This is a genomic window from Nocardioides sp. J54, from assembly GCF_000519005.1.
Taxonomy (GTDB): Bacteria; Actinomycetota; Actinomycetes; order Propionibacteriales; family Nocardioidaceae; genus Nocardioides.
Genome location: NZ_JAER01000024.1, coordinates 28,791 through 43,512, shown reverse-complemented (window position 1 = coordinate 43,512; position 14,722 = coordinate 28,791). Strand labels below are relative to the sequence as shown.

Genomic DNA, 14,722 nt, shown 5'->3' with positions numbered 1-14,722 from the left:
CTGTTTCGGCATCAACCGATCGTCAGGAAGCATGGCCGACAGGAGGCATCGCATCCGTGGACCTCAAGCAGCTGCGCGCCGTGGTCACGGTCGCCGAGGCGGGGAGCGTCACCCGCGCCGCACAGCTCCTGCACGTCGTCCAGCCGGCGGTGTCGCGGCACGTCGCGAGCCTGGAGGAAGAACTCGGCGTCGCGCTCTTCGAGCGGACCCGGCAGGGCATGAGGCCCACCGCCGCCGGCCAGGCGTTCGTGGCCCGCGCCCGCCGGGTGCTGACCGAGCTCGAGCGGGCACGGGCTGAGGCGCGCCCGGTGCCCGGCGAGGTCCGGGGCACCGCGCGCGTGGGCCTGCTCGGCTCGGTCGAGAAGCTTCTCGCCCCGGCGCTGGTCGCCGCGGTCGCGGCGAAGCACCCCGGGGTCGAGCTGCACCTCGCGACCGGCTATTCCGGGCTGCTTCAGCAATGGCTGGACGACGGCGACCTGGACATGGCCCTGCTCTACAACCTCTCCTCGACACAGTCGGTGCGGGTGCTGCCGCTGCTCACCGACCGGCTCTGGGCCGTCGCCCCTGCCGGCGCGGGGCTACGGCCGGACCGCGACGTCGAGCTGTCCGAGGTCCTCACCCACTCCTTCGTGATGCCGGCGCGCGGCCAGCACGGCATCCGCCTGCTGCTGGACGAGGCCCGGCTGCAGTGTGAGATCGAGCCGGACGTCGTGGCCGAGGTGAATTCGATAGCCCTCCAGACCCTTCTGGTCGAGCAGGGCCACGGATGGACCGTGCTCCCGGCTGCCGGTGTCACGGACCGGGTCGCGGCCGGGGCCCTCGAGGCGGCCCCGCTGAGCTCGCCGGAGATCGTCCGGACCGTCGGCCTGGGCCTCCCCCGGACCGGTCGCACCCCACCGGTGGTCGAGGCGGTCGCCACCGAGCTCCTGCTCGTCGTCCGCCGGGCCGTGGCCGACGGACAGTGGGCCTCGGCCGTGATGCTGCCGGACCTCGGGTCCGCCTGACCCGGGACTCCCTTCGGAAGCACGGTGACGTTGGGCTCACCGCCCCCGTGCTGGCGCTACTGGGACGCTCCCCAAAAGGAAGGTCCCGCCGAGACGTTGTACCTCTCGCAAAGCTCGTCAACCCACGCGTCGTCAAAGGTCACGCCGTACCGTGCTGCCACGGGGATGACGGCCGCTAGGCTCGAAGCCCCGGACTCGGCCAAGTCGCGCAAGGTCTCGATGTAGTCCTCCAGACGGCCTGGGCTGGTGAGCTCCAGCATCACCGCAGGCTCGTCTGCGGCGTTCCACAACGTGTGCGGGATACCGCGCGGCCGGAAGATTGACTCACCGGCTCCCAGCTCATACTCCTGATCCCCTACCCGGAAGCCGAGCCGTCCGGAGACGATGTAGCTGACGTGGTCGTCGTGGGCGTGGGTGTGCGGGGCCACCAGCAAGCGCGGAGCGATGACCTGCTCCATCATCGTGTAGGCGCCACCTGTCCATCGTGCGCGGGCACGGAACACCGACGGCAGGTTGCCCATCATGAACGGGGTCTCGTCTCGTGAGGTTGTGCCCGTGTCCAGGGGTGGCGGTGTCGTCGTCAAGATCTCTCCTTTGAGTGAATGGTGGCGGGTTACCCGTTTCCCGGCGTCGGGAGCGACCCCGGTCGCGAGTCTCTGAGTTCGCGCCTATTGCTGCTGCGCGTGCGGCCGGTCAGGGGTCGGCCTATCGAGGTACAGCGCAGGACACTCGACGTACCCGGCGGCCGACACCGAGTGGATTCCGGGGAACATCACAAGTGCCGTGGCTTCGTCCCCGCTCTCGTTCCTGATCTCGTGAGGCGCGCCCGCGGGCGCGATCAGAACACCACCGTCCTCGAGCACCAGGCGTTGGTCGGCGCCGCGTACGACGAAGCGTCCGCCGAGACAAACCAAGATCTGGTCGGCATGAGGGTGGTAGTGCATCCGGTGTACGAAGCCGGGGGCGAAGCGGACGAAGTCCGTTACCATCGCGGCCTGGATCGGAAGACCGTCCCCGGTGAGGTGCACCGTTGGCTGCGCCCCAACCATGTCCGGCCTATCAACGAGCTCGGTCAACTCGTGTCGCCAGTTCGTAGCCAGCAACCTCGGTCCGGGGCTCCGATCTTCGCTACTCATGGATGGATCACCTGCCGGCCGCTGACACGACCGTCGCGAAGTTCCGTCAGGAACCTGTTGAGGTCCGCGAGTCCCCCACGCCGTTGGATCACTGGTCGGACCACACCCTCCGCGACAGCCGACAGCGCCATTTCGGCTTCCTCTCGGGTTCCACCACGGGATCCGAGGATCTGGATCTCTCGCCTGACGATCGAGGCGATGTCGACCGGAGCCGTGCCCTCGGCGGTGTATCCGCAGCACACCACCGCGCCACCCGGACGGACTTGCTCGACGGCAAACGCCAGACCGGCAACAGTGCCTGAACACTCTACGGCGAGGTCTGCGTCGTACCCACCCGCTAGGGACTTGTCGTTCGGGTCGACTACGACCTCGGCACCCGCGCTTCTGGCGGCCTGACGGCTGTCGGGGTGCGGATCGGCCGCTACGGTCCAGGCGCCGAGGGACATGGCGATCTGCAGTGCGTTCAGGCCCAGTCCTCCAGCGCCGACGACCAGGACGGTCGAGCCTGCGCTCAGCTGCCGGTGAGCCGTCAGGGCCCGCCACGGTGTCAACACGCTGTCCATGCTCACCGCGGCGACGGCGGGGTCCATGCCCGACGGAAGTGGAACGAGCTGCTGCTCGGCGACGCGGACGTACTCGGCAAAACCGCCGCCGATGTCGAAGCCCAGACGGCGGGCCTGATGACACACAGTTTCGCGACCACCGGCGCAGTGACGGCAGGTTCCGCAACCAGCTGAGATCTGCACTGCTACTTCGGTCCCTCGCCGCAACACCGTTGAGTCCGCGACGACCTTCCCGGCAACCTCGTGGCCGAGTACCGACGGCAACTGCAGGTCAGGGTTCGCTCCGGCGATACATTTGAGGTCCGTCGCACAAATCCCTGCAGCAGTGACCTTGACGAGCACACCCGGTCCAGTCGGGACAGGGAGGTCTCGAAGCTCCAGAGGCTGGCCATATTCGACGAGGACCGCCGCTCTCACCCCGCCGCTCCCTGCTCGGACCCATCCCGACCTCCCCGGGCTACGGCCGCAAGGTGAAGGTAGATCGAGGAGGCATCCAGGTCGGCCAGACCGCCGTCGTTCGCGTCCTTGAAGGTGTCCCGTACCTGCGTGGCCACAGGCATTGCAACCCCCACGTCCTTGGCTAGGCTCAGCCCGAGGTCAAGGTCCTTCTGCATCAGCCGGCTGGTGAAGGCGGCAGTGAAGTCGAGGGACTCCAGTAACGGCGCCTTGTACTCGATGAACCGACTGCTGATTGCGGTGCTCTGCAGGAACGACAGTAGAGCGCTCCGCTCCACCTCCTTGGCCTCGGCCAGGACGCACAGTTCACCCAAGACCTCCAGCGTCGCAGCGACAAGGAGGTTGTGGCAGATCTTGACCAGCCGACTGGTCTCTCCAGGACCGACGTAGACGGCCCGGGGGGCGACCTTCCGCAGCACCTCGCCAGCGGCCTCGAACGTCCCTCGATCGCCGCTGACGGCCATCGCGAGCCCGCCCCCTTCGATGATGGGCGGACCTCCCGCGACTGGCGCGGCCAGGAACGACAGGCCAGCATTCTCGCACCGCGCCCGCACCTGCGCCGACATCTCTGCGGAGATCGTCGAGCAGTCGACCAAGGTCGTGCCGGGGCTAGTGGTGGCCACCAGACCGTCCTTGGCGAGGTACACGTGCTCGACATCGTCATCCGTGCCGAGCATCGTGAAGATGATCGTGCAGTGCCGCAGATCGGCCAGAACGGACGCAACCGTGCAGCCTCGGTCGGCGAACTCCCCACACTTAGCCGTGGTGCGGTTGTATACGCTGAGATGTAACTCCGGAACCTCGAGCCGTCTGGCCATGGGACGCCCCATGTTCCCCAAGCCGACGAACCCCACCTCGACCGGGGCCGAACCCTTCGCCATCGTTCCCACCTGAGTCACTTCGTGGCTCCTGACCGGCGCAAGCGCTGGCGAGCCTGGGCGACACCGACGGCGGCCAGCAGAAGCACGCCGCTGGCGACGGTCTGGTAATAACTGGGCACAGCGAGCAGAGTCATCCCATTGTTCAAGGTCCCGATGATCAGCACGGCCAGAAACGTGCCGCGAATACGGCCGCTGCCGCCGGTGAGCGCAGTACCTCCAAGGAGCACAGCTGTCACGACCTGCAGTTCGTAACCGGTGGCGGCATGGGACGCCGCCGACCCGGCCTGGCTTATCAGCAGAAGACCGCCCACGGCAGCGGACAGTCCGCTCGCAGCCAGCACTACGACCTGGTAGCGGCCGATGGCGATGCCCGCCAGCCGGCTGGCACGGGGATTGGCCCCGATCGCGTAAAGGTTCCGCCCTGCAACGGTGTACCGGGCGAACAGTGCCACCAGCACGAAGGTTACGAACATGACCCATACGCCGTAAGGAAGCGACAGGAAGCGCCCGCTACCGAGATCCAACAGGAACTCGTCATTGACCAGGATCTCGCTGCCTTCGGTCATGACGTATGCCAGGCCCCGAAGAACCGACAGCATGCCGATGGTGGTGATGATCGGGTTCACGCCAAGGGCCACACTGAAGACGCCGTTCAGCGATCCGACGACCGTTCCCAGCAGCAGAGCCGTGAGGATGGCTGCAGCCGTCCCCCAGCCGTGGTCTTCGATCAGCCACACGCACGCGATGGCAGAGAAGGCAGCCGCCGATCCCACCGACAGGTCAAGGTAGCCAGCCACGAGGACCAACGTGCTGATGGCTGCCATGGTCCCGATGACGCTGACGGCAAGCAGCAGGTTGCTGAGATTGTCGGCGTAGAGGAAGTATGGCGAGCGTGCGCTGAAGTAGGCGCCCAGCGCGACCAGGACGCAGAGGAGCGCAAGGTCTTCAATGCGCTCCGGGGTGAGAAGACGCGACAGGTTTCGCCAGTTCCTTCCCTCTCGGCGCCCGGCTACGTCTTTGGTTCCCGCCGCGGTTGGCGGATCGTCAAGCTTGGTCATCGGTCAGTTTCCCTTTTCGTGAAGTTCAGTCGCTGTGACTGGTTGCAGTCGGCTCTTCCAGAGCGGCGGCAGTGAGCGCTGCCTCGGTGACCTGCGGACCGACGAGCTCGGCCACCACCCGGCCGCGGGCCAGCACGTACACGCGATCGCAGACGCTGGCCGTCTCCTCCGGATCGGCGCTGAAGAGCGCCGCCGCTCGTTCCGCTCCCGGCCCCCGCACCCAGGACCGTAGACTCCGGTGGATCTCGGCCTTGGCACCCACGTCGACGCCGCGGGTCGGCTCGGTCAAGAGAAGGAACCGGGTGTCGGGTCGGCGCATCCAGCGGGCCAGGACGATTTTCTGCTGGTTCCCGCCGGACAGCTCACGGGCCTCCTGCGAGACCCTGCTCATCACGACCTGGGAGTCACGAAGAGCGGCGGACGCCCGGACGTCCTCCCGACGAGGCCTGATTAGCCCGTACCGGCCTCGGCCGGGCACGCCGAGAAAATAGTTCTCCGTGAGCGATCGGCCGAGCGCCAATCCGCCGTCCTTACGATCGGCCGGGACGAAACCGACGCCGGCTGCAATCGCGCGGCGCGGCGAGCTGGGCAGCGAGGTCGCGTCGAGCAACTGGATGCGGCCAACCGACGCCGGGTGCAGCCCGAATAGCGACTCGGCCAGGACCTGCTGCCCAGCCCCGAGCAGCCCGAAGAACCCAACGATCTCGCCCGCTGGCACTCGGGCGCACAGGCCGTCTACCGGGCCTGTACAGAAGTCGTTCAGTTCCAGCAACGGGCGCCCGGCATCAGCCAGAGGCGGCCGGTCGATCGACTCGGGCAGGTGCCCCACAATGTCGATCACGATCGCCTCGCGGCTCGTATCTGAGCGGGCACAGTGGCGCACCAATTCTCCGTCACGCAGCACCGATATCTCGTCAGCAATAGCGAGCACCTCATCTAGCCGATGACTGACGTAAAGAATCGCCACGCCGCGGGACGCGACCAGCCGGACCAGGTCCAGCAGCCGGTCGATCTGTGCCGGCGGTAGCGCCGCCGTCGGTTCGTCCATGACGAGCACTCGAGTGCCGCCATGACCGAGCGCCTTTGCGATCTCAACCAACTGCTGGTCGGCCACCTGCAAGTCACCCGCTCGGGAAGTCACATCGATGTGTGGCCCGATGTCCTGCAGTGCCTTACGAGCGAGCCGTCCCAAGGCTCTGCGATCGACGATGCCCGCCGTCCGCAGCGGCAGACGACCGATCATCACGTTCTCAGCCACCGACAGGGCTGGAGCCAGCTCAAGCTCCTGGTGGATCACGCTGATCCCGTGATGTGCCGCGTCGCCAGGGTTTCGGAGGGAGACCGGGCGCCCGTCGATGTAGAGTCCCCCTTCGCTCGGCGTTAGTGCACCCGCGATGCAGTTGATAAGGGTGCTCTTGCCGGCCCCGTTCTCGCCCAACAACGCGTGGACCTTGCCCGGCCGCAAGCTCAGATCGACCCCTTTGAGTGCATGGACCCCACCAAACCGCACCTGGACTCCGCGTGCCTCGAGCACGGGCAACTGACCGGTCGCTCCTTCGCCGTCACCTGGAGATGCGGGCGGCTCTGCACGTCTCGCGGTTTCTAGACTTTTCGACTGCATCTCGATGCTCATCCCGTCAGTCGAAGTACTGGTCGATGTTGGCACCAGTTACGAACACGATGTTCGACGGTTCGGTGAACTTCTCGACGTCCTTGCCGCTCAGCAAGTCCTGGGCAATGGCGATGATCTCTTCGCCCCATGCGCCCGGGAAGAGACTCGTAGTACCCGCGATCGGACCATTGGGCTTCCGGATCTCCGGAAGGATCGACTCTTCCCCTCCGGTGCTGCCAATCAAGAGGTCGTCCGACCGCCCGGCCGCGCGCGCGGCGCTGGCCGCCGCCGTCGACATCTGGTCCACGTGCGACCACAGGATCAACTTCTTGCCCGGGTTCTGGACCAGGAACGAGTTGACCACCTGGGCAACGACCGAGGTGTCATTCTTGCTCGATCCCTGAACGATCTCGACGTCCGGCAGGACTGACTTGATGCCCTCCTCGGCGCCCGCCCCACGGTCCAGGTTGACCTGGCCACCTTCAGGAAAATTGAGGACCATCGCCTGCGCAATGGCGTCAGCCCCCCACTTCTCGACGGCAGCCTGCGCTACCCCGACTCCGCCATCGAAACCGACGGACTTGTTGTCCAAGCCGTAGAGGGGCGCGCCGTCCAGGCCGTACTGCACCGCGAGCACCGGGACGCCCGCCTTGTCCAAGATCTGACCGACCTGTTTGTTGCTCTCCGGGTTGAGGTTGTACTCGATGAACAGGTCCGGCTTCTTCAGCGCGGCAGTGCGCGCGTTCTCCACAGCCTTCGCAGCGTCCGCCTCGTTGTCGAGCACCTCGATGTCGAAGCCGGCACTCTTCGCAGCAGCCTCCACACCGTCGGCCACCGCCTGGGAGAAGGTGATCTCACCGGACGCCTGAGCCATGATGATGAACGGCCGCTCATGGTCCTTGCCGCTGTCGGCGTCGCCACTGCTACAGGCCCCCAGGGACAGCGCGGCACCCAGGCTGAGCGCGCAGGCCGCCGCGAGGGCGCGGAATCGGGTTGTACGCATGGTGTTCTCCTGAACTTTCGAAAGAGAGGATCAGCTGTCGCTGTCCCCGGTGGAGCTGAGTGCTCCGGATGCGTTGCCCCGCCCGATCGGTGCCTTGATCTCTGGGAAGTCGATGCCGTTCCAGTAACGGGTCCCGGTGACGAGGAGCTCCTCGGCCGGGAAACGGGTGATCACCCGAGCGCCGGTCGCGGTGACCTCCACCTCTTCCTCGATTCGCGCAGCGGACGAACCGTCGGCTGTCGGCCAGTAGGTCTCCAGCGCGAAGACCATCCCCTCCTTGATCTCGACCGGGTGGTCGAAGGAGTGGTACCTGCTCATCAGGGGCTTCTCCCAGACCGAGAGCCCGACCCCGTGGCAGTACTGCAGCCCAAAGGCCTCCTCCTCGTTGGCGAACCCGAAGTCCTGTGCCGCCGGGAAATGCTTCACGATGTCGGAGGTCAGCACGCCGGGACGCACCTCGCTGATGGCGAGGTCGATGTACTCGCGCGCACGCTTATAGGCATCGCGCTGGGCCCGGGTCGCCCCACCCACGTTGAGAGTGCGGTAGTAGCAGGTTCGGTAACCCATGTACGAGTGGACGATGTCGAAGTAGGCAGTGTCCATCGGGCGGATCATCCGGTCGCTGAACACGTGCGGGTGGGGGCTGCAGCGTTCGCCGCTGATCGCGTTGACCGCCTCGACCTCCTCGCTGCCCAGCTCGTAAAGGACCTTGTTGACCAGCGCGACGGCCTCGTTCTCCTTGGTGCCGACCCGAAGGAACCTGTAGAGCTCCTCGTACGCAGCATCCACGCACGCTGCAGCGTGGTCGAGAAGAGCGATCTCATCCACCGTCTTGACCGACCGTGCATCCAGCATCAGGTTCTGGCTGTCCACGATCCGCAGACCCTCTGCCTCGAGTGCCTTGAGCATGGGCAGCTCAATGACGTCAACCCCGACGGGTTCGTTGGCGAGCCCGTGCTCGCGGAGCAGCTCGGCAACCTTCTTGGCGTTCCCGGTCTGCACGCCCACCTCGGGGTCGATCGCACCACGCCAGGTGGAGAGTCCGGCCCGCCAGCTCTCCTGCGGGAGCCAGGGCGCCTGGGTCTGGTGCAGCCGCGCCGCCGAGCCGATGTCCCACAGGATGGGCGCCTGCCCCCGGATGAGTAGCGCCATCCGGAAGAGCTTGTCGCGTGCCCAGTTTCCGATGTGGGTCGCCGTCGTGTAGCGGATGTTGTTCATGTCGAACAGCAGCAGCGCACCGAGGTCACTGTTCTCCAAGGCGTCGAGAGCCTTGTTGAGCCGCTGGCTCCGGAGCCGGTCGAAGTCGATCCGACGTTCCCAGTCGACAGCCATGGTGGTCCCGGGAGAGCCGACCGGGACGGCGAGGTTGCCGACCTCGCTCGGCCGCCAGCCCGTCGGCAGGTTCTGAATGCTCACTTCTATCTCCTCTGGTTCGTGGATGGATCGGTGGCTCAGACAGGCGAGTAGGCCCCGACCTCCTGGGGGACGTCGATCACCTCGGGGAAGGGCGCGCTGCGACCACACAGAGCAGCAGCGGTGTCCACCAGGTGCTGGCTGCTCAGGCCGTAGTGCTCGAACAGGTAGCGCGCGCTGAACGCGCGAGCGAAGGTGTCCCTGATGCCGACCCTTCGCAACGGGACGCCGGTACCCGCCTCGGCCAGGACCTCGGCAACCGCACTCCCGAGACCGCCGATGATGCTGTGGTTCTCCGCCGTCAGGACGGCCTTCGACCGCCCGGCCTCACGAAGCACACCCGCCGCGTCGAGGGGCTTGAGCGAGGTGACGTTGACGACGTTGACCTCGAGCCCGACACCACGAAGAGCATCTGCAGCGGCCACGGACGCAGCCACCATCATTCCGGTGGCGAAGATGGTGAGGTCCACCTCGGCCGAGCTGTCTCCCACACCGTCAACGACCACCACGTTGTCGAGGTCGAGCTGGTGCGACTCGTCGAACAGGACCGGGATCTCGCCTCGCTTCAGGCGAAGATAGACCGGGCCGCTGATGGCGGAGATCGCCTCGACAGCCTGGGGAATCTCCCGAGCGTCGGCCACATCGACCACCGTCATATTCGGCAGCGCGCGCATCAGCGCGATGTCATCGGTCGCCTGGTGGCTCGGACCACCCGGGGTGGAGAGCCCCGGCATCAGACCGATGATCTTCACGTCGAGGTTGGCGTAGGCGATCTGCATAGCCACCTGCTCGTAAGGCCGGCGGGTGGCGAAGACCCCGAAGGTGTTGACGAACACCTGATGCCCGCTACGTGCCAGGCCGGCGGCGACACCCATCAGGTTCTGCTCGCTCATCGCTCCGTTGAAGAAGCGGTCACCGAGCTCGTCACGGAACAGGTCGGTCTCGGTCTGCCGGGTCAGGTCCGCGCCGAGACAGATGACGTTGCTCTTCCGCTTGGCCAACTCCACCAGAGCCTGGCCGTACGGCTTGAGCACCGTCGCGTACGGCGCCCGAAGCGTGCTCGTCTTCTCGGTCATGCCACGCCTCCCACTCGCTTGCTCCACGGCGCCGACGCCACCCGGAGCGCATCTCGTTCCGCCTGGTCCAGATGCGCTCGCGCAGCCTCGACCTGCTCCGGCGAGACCTTGAGGAAGTGGCCGTCAGCCTCGTCCGGCAGCAAGTGGTCGAGGCCCGAGAGGGTCCAGGTCTCGGCGATGATGACCGACGGTCGATCGGCCTCTGCGGCTGCGCGCAGCGCACGACGCAGCTCCGCGACGTCGTGCCCGTCAACGGCCTGGACGTCCCAGCCGAAGGCGGCCCACTTGTCGGGCACCGGCTCGAGCGTGGTGACCTGGTGCGTCGGTCCGTCGACCTGGCTGTCGTTGCGGTCAAGCAGCACGACCAGGTTGTTCAGCTCGTGGTGGGCGGAGAAGAGCGCGGCCTCCCACGTCTGCCCCTCTTCCATCTCGCCATCGCTGATCAACGCGTACACGAACTTGTCTTCCTGCTTGAGTCGCGCACCGAGCGCCAGCCCCGCAGCCACGGACAATCCCTGCCCCAGGGATCCACAGGTTGCCGACAATCCCGGTGTGTGCTCCGTGCCGATGGACTCCAAGCTGGACCCGTCGACACCGTAGGTCTCTAGCTCGTCGGCCGAAATTCGGTTCACCTCGACGCCGGCGCCGTAGTGGACGATCGCATAGTGACCCGGCGAGACGACCAGGTCGTCGGTCGCCTTGAGCACGTCGACGTACAGGGCAGCGAAGATCTCTGCCGCAGACAGCGCCTGGCCCAGGTAGCCGAACCCCTCCCTCGCGATCATGTCGAGCGCGCGGCGACGGATCCGCCACGCAGCTCGTCGGACGTCGTGATCGGCCAACTGGCGATCGCCAGCCTCCTCCGATGCGACCTGGACGCTTTCCACGAACACTTTGACCTCCATTTTGGCTAAGCCACTTAGCCGATATGCTGTGGCCGCAACCACACTGCTGTCAAGACCTTGAATGGAGATCAGCCGCGAGATGGCCCAAGAAATCAGCGATATCGACCACCAGATGCACGCCCTGGTGCTGCGCGGCAAGGAGCAGATCGGCCTCGAGCTCCGAACACGCCCGACTCCAGGCGCCGGCGAGCTGCTGGTCCGGATCCATGCCGCCGGACTCTGCGGCACCGATGCGACGGAGTATCGCCACGGTCCTCGGTTGGCCGATCCGGGGCGGGTACGACGGCACGGGCACGTGCTGGGGCACGAGTTCAGCGGAACCGTGGCGGCCGGCGGACCGGGTACCCGCATGGCGCCCGGCACTCCGGTCGTGTCGGGAGCAGGCATTCCCTGTCGCGACTGCAGCTACTGCCAGCGCGGCGAGACGAACCTGTGCAACAACTACTCCTCGATCGGACTGCAGCACGACGGCACGCTCGCCGAGTACTGCGTCATACCAGAACACGTCTGCGTCGACATCTCAGAAGCAGGCATCAGCCTCGACACCGCTGCCTTGGCCCAACCTGCCGGCATCGCACTGCACGCCGTGAGCCTCAGCCCGGTCTTCGCCGACGAGCGGGCACTGGTGATCGGGGCGGGAGGAGTGGGCCTTTTTGTCGCGGCGGCGCTGGAGGCGCGCGGCAGCCAGGTGGTCGTACACGACCGATCCACCGACCAGACCCTGACCGCCGCCGCGATCTGCCCGAACGCCACCACGACGATCGAGCTAGCGACTTCCGATGTGGACTTCGACGTCGTCTACGAATGCACTGGCTCCGACTCTGCTCTGCACCAGTCGCTGCATCGGGTGCGGCGAGGCGGCACCGTCATGCTGGTCGGGCTCCACCCGACGCCTCGCGAGATCGACCTGCTGGACGTCACGCTGCGACAGGTGACCCTCATGGGCTCGTCGGCCCAGACTCCGGTCACCGACATCTCCGCGGCGCTCCAGCTGCTGGCCGTGGAGCCGGAGCGGTGGTCGGCGATCGCGCCCCGGGCGATTCCGATGGCCCTGGCCACCGAGTTGTTCTTCGACAACGCCCAACGACCGACCAAGACACTTGTGGACCCGTGGGTCGACCAGATACGCCCGACCCAGCACGGTCGGGAGTAGCACCCGCACAAAGCCAGGTCCTGCCCTCGGCGAGTCTCGAGCGCGAGACTCGCCGAGCTGGCGACACATCGTCGTGGCGCCCGTGGCCGACACGGAAGCCAGGGCCGCCGACGGGCTACCGCGTCGTCCGGGAAGTCCTCGCCACGAGGTTCCCGCGGACCTTCATGTGATTCTCGAGCGCCAGCTGGTGCTTCTTGAGGGCCGCCATCAGCTGCTCCGGATCGCCCTCACGGGTCGCCGTGACGATCGGTTCATGAAGGGCGATCTGCGCGCCGAACTCCTTGCCACTGAGCCAGGGAGGGGTTTCGTTGGCGAGGATCCAGCTCTCGTACGCCTTCGTCACCACCGCGTCGTGAACGCTTTCGAACACGCTCGTCAGATAGCGGTTGTCGGCGAGACTGATGAAGGTGACGTGGAAGTTGGTGTCGGCAGCGATCCACTCCGAGGCACTGCCGTGCGCCGCTCTGAGCCGCTCCAGCGCAGCCTCGAGAGGGGCGATGTCGGCCTCTCCCCGTGTGCCGATCACGTCGACCACGGCGAGCTCCAGCAGGTGCCGCATGTCAACGGCCTCGCTGATGCTGTCGGGCTCGAGCTCGATCATCATCTGCACGCCCGTGCCCATCGCCGTGGTGGGCTTGCGCAGCACGAAGGCACCCGCACCCGGCCGGATCTCGATCAGTCCGGTCACGGCGAGACTTCGCACCGCTTGACTGACCGTGGGCCGGGAGCTCCCGACCAGCTCTGCGAGGCGACGCTCGGACGGCAACCGCGCACCGATCTCCAGTTCGTTGTCAACGATATAGTCGCGCACCTGAGCGGCGACGCGGTCGGCCATGCGAGTGACCGGCTCAACCTGGAAACTCTCGCGATAATGCTCTTCCCGCGCTGCGCGGTCGCCCGCAGTGCTCCGGGACCTCGACGGCTCGCCGCGCGGCATGAGTACTCCTTACGATCATGAAGACCTTGATTGGCCATGCTAGTGGCGCAAGTAGGGCCCGCTCAGGCGGGGCTTTCAGCGCATGGTGACGAACTTGAGCTCGGTCATTTCCTCCATCGCGTAGCGAGGACCTTCCCTGGTGTTGCCCGACTCCTTGACACCCCCGTACGGCTGTTGGTCAGCACGCACAGTCGGCACGTCGTTGATGTAGACGCTGCCGAACTCCAGCTCCTCGACGGCGCGCAGCGCGTGCTGCAGGTCATTGGTGAACACCCCCGCGTTCAAGCCGAAGACCGAGTCGTTGGCGCTGGCCAGCGCGTCGGCGAAGTCCGCGAACGAGTTGATGGTCACGACGGGGCCGAAGACCTCCTGGCACTGGACCCTGGCGTCGGCGTCGACACCGCGAATGATCGTCGGGCTCACCACCGCACCCTGTCGGTCACCTCCGACGACGACCTTGGCGCCACGAGACTCCGCCTCCTCGATCCAGCTCTCGACCCGCTTCGCCTCGGGCTCGCTGATCACCGCAGACACGTCCACCCGCTCGTCGAGGGGGTCGCCGACGACGAGTTCGCGGGTGGCCGCCGCCATCCGCTCGGTGAACGCGTCGACGACGTCCTCATGGACGAAGATGCGCTGCGTCGACACACACGACTGACCAGCCTGCACGAAAGCTCCGAACACAGCCTGGTTGGCGGCGGCACTCCAGTCTGAGTCGCGGTCGACGATGAGGGGTGCATTCGACCCGAGCTCGAGACGGACCTTCTTCTTCGGCGCCGCGGCAGCGATGCCCCAGCCGACCTGCGGCGACCCGGTGAAGGTGATGTAGGCGATGTCCTCGTGGCGAGCGATCGCCTCGCCCACCTCGGCTCCCGAACCGGTTACCACGTTGAGCCAGCCCGCCGGCAGCCCCACCTTGTGCAGGACCTCGGCCAGCAGCATCGATGACAGTGGCGTCTGGGTAGCCGGCTTGAGCACGACGGGGCACCCGACGGCCAACGCGGGCGCCACCTTGTGGACGACGAGGTTGAGGGGGAAATTGAAGGGCGCGATGGCGCCGACGACACCCACGGGCACGCGCAGCGAGAAGGTGGTCTTACCCGCCCCCGACGCCGTGGCCGCGAGAGGCACGCTCTCGACTCCGACGGTTCGAGCCGCCGCGATCGAGAACTTGATGGTGTCGACCGCCCGGGCCACCTCCCCGCGCGCGGTCCTGATCGGCTTCGCGGACTCAATAGCGATCGCGCGGGCGAAGTCCTCACTGCGCGCCGTGATGGCGGCAGCCATCTCTTCCAGGACGGCCAGGCGCTGGTGCAGCGGGAAGTCCGTCACCCGGGCCCTCCCGGCGGCTGCGACCGCCCGCTCGACGTCGTCACGACCACCGGCCGGCACCTCGGCGATGGCCGATCCGTCGAACGGAGCAGTCAAAGGGGTGGTGCCGTGCTGGCCGCTGGGGTGCCAGGTCCCATCGATATACATCGCAGCTGGGCCGTTGTAGGTCATGCGCGTTCCCTTCGTTGGGCCA

General features: G+C 66.7%; 14 protein-coding genes. 2 read left to right on the top strand and 12 right to left on the bottom strand.

The genetic code is table 11. The annotated features are described in order from the left end of the window. The first annotated feature begins 56 nt into the window (after positions 1–56). Positions 57–1,004, top strand: coding sequence for a LysR family transcriptional regulator (locus tag NOCJ54_RS0115265; RefSeq protein ID WP_028656186.1), 948 nt, complete (start codon positions 57–59; stop codon positions 1,002–1,004). Between the two features lie 56 nt (positions 1,005–1,060). On the opposite strand, the gene NOCJ54_RS26105 is transcribed toward NOCJ54_RS0115265, so the two are convergent. The 10 genes from NOCJ54_RS26105 to NOCJ54_RS0115215 form a co-directional block, all read right to left on the bottom strand. Then, positions 1,061–1,588, bottom strand: coding sequence for a cupin domain-containing protein (locus NOCJ54_RS26105; protein ID WP_157514922.1), 528 nt, complete (start codon positions 1,586–1,588; stop codon positions 1,061–1,063). 84 nt (positions 1,589–1,672) lie between these two features. Beyond that, positions 1,673–2,080: a cupin domain-containing protein gene (locus tag NOCJ54_RS26100; RefSeq protein ID WP_036518218.1), complete on the bottom strand. Its 408-nt coding sequence runs from the start codon at positions 2,078–2,080 to the stop codon at positions 1,673–1,675. Between the two features lie 56 nt (positions 2,081–2,136). Then, complete coding sequence (locus tag NOCJ54_RS0115250) at positions 2,137–3,045, bottom strand: alcohol dehydrogenase catalytic domain-containing protein (RefSeq protein WP_198020236.1); 909 nt, start codon at positions 3,043–3,045, stop codon at positions 2,137–2,139. A 71-nt stretch (positions 3,046–3,116) separates the two neighbouring features. Beyond that, a complete protein-coding gene (locus NOCJ54_RS26095; protein ID WP_157514921.1) occupies positions 3,117–4,040 on the bottom strand; it encodes an NAD(P)-dependent oxidoreductase in 924 nt (307 codons plus the stop codon). A 14-nt stretch (positions 4,041–4,054) separates the two neighbouring features. After that, on the bottom strand, positions 4,055–5,098 hold the full coding sequence (locus tag NOCJ54_RS0115240) for an ABC transporter permease (RefSeq protein ID WP_028656184.1): 1,044 nt from the start codon (positions 5,096–5,098) through the stop codon (positions 4,055–4,057). A gap of 25 nt (positions 5,099–5,123) precedes the next feature. After that, positions 5,124–6,731, bottom strand: a complete 1,608-nt coding sequence (locus NOCJ54_RS26090) for a sugar ABC transporter ATP-binding protein (RefSeq protein ID WP_084255259.1) — start codon at positions 6,729–6,731, stop codon at positions 5,124–5,126. A gap of 4 nt (positions 6,732–6,735) precedes the next feature. Further along, positions 6,736–7,713: a sugar ABC transporter substrate-binding protein gene (locus NOCJ54_RS0115230; protein ID WP_028656183.1), complete on the bottom strand. Its 978-nt coding sequence runs from the start codon at positions 7,711–7,713 to the stop codon at positions 6,736–6,738. A gap of 30 nt (positions 7,714–7,743) precedes the next feature. Continuing rightward, the gene (locus tag NOCJ54_RS0115225) at positions 7,744–9,129 is read right to left on the bottom strand and encodes a M24 family metallopeptidase (protein ID WP_232221804.1); all 1,386 of its coding nucleotides are present in this window, start codon (positions 9,127–9,129) and stop codon (positions 7,744–7,746) included. A gap of 35 nt (positions 9,130–9,164) precedes the next feature. Further along, positions 9,165–10,202 carry a transketolase family protein gene (locus tag NOCJ54_RS0115220; protein WP_028656181.1) on the bottom strand — a complete coding sequence of 346 codons (1,038 nt, stop codon included), beginning with the start codon at positions 10,200–10,202 and terminating at the stop codon, positions 9,165–9,167. Continuing rightward, complete coding sequence (locus NOCJ54_RS0115215) at positions 10,199–11,107, bottom strand: 1-deoxy-D-xylulose-5-phosphate synthase N-terminal domain-containing protein (RefSeq protein ID WP_051485898.1); 909 nt, start codon at positions 11,105–11,107, stop codon at positions 10,199–10,201. The genes NOCJ54_RS0115220 and NOCJ54_RS0115215 overlap by 4 nt, the downstream gene beginning before the upstream one ends. A gap of 61 nt (positions 11,108–11,168) precedes the next feature. On the opposite strand from NOCJ54_RS0115215, the gene NOCJ54_RS0115210 reads away from it, so the two are divergent. Continuing rightward, positions 11,169–12,260 (top strand): zinc-dependent alcohol dehydrogenase, encoded by a 1,092-nt coding sequence (locus NOCJ54_RS0115210; RefSeq protein ID WP_028656179.1) that lies wholly within the window; start codon positions 11,169–11,171, stop codon positions 12,258–12,260. Positions 12,261–12,375: 115 nt separating this feature from the next. Here the strand turns inward: NOCJ54_RS0115210 and NOCJ54_RS26085 are convergent, their stop codons facing one another. After that, entirely contained in the window at positions 12,376–13,197 is an 822-nt protein-coding gene (locus tag NOCJ54_RS26085; RefSeq protein ID WP_051485897.1) for a FadR/GntR family transcriptional regulator, read from the bottom strand. A 75-nt stretch (positions 13,198–13,272) separates the two neighbouring features. Next, positions 13,273–14,700 carry an aldehyde dehydrogenase family protein gene (locus NOCJ54_RS0115200; RefSeq protein WP_028656178.1) on the bottom strand — a complete coding sequence of 476 codons (1,428 nt, stop codon included), beginning with the start codon at positions 14,698–14,700 and terminating at the stop codon, positions 13,273–13,275. Between the last annotated feature and the right edge of the window lie 22 nt (positions 14,701–14,722).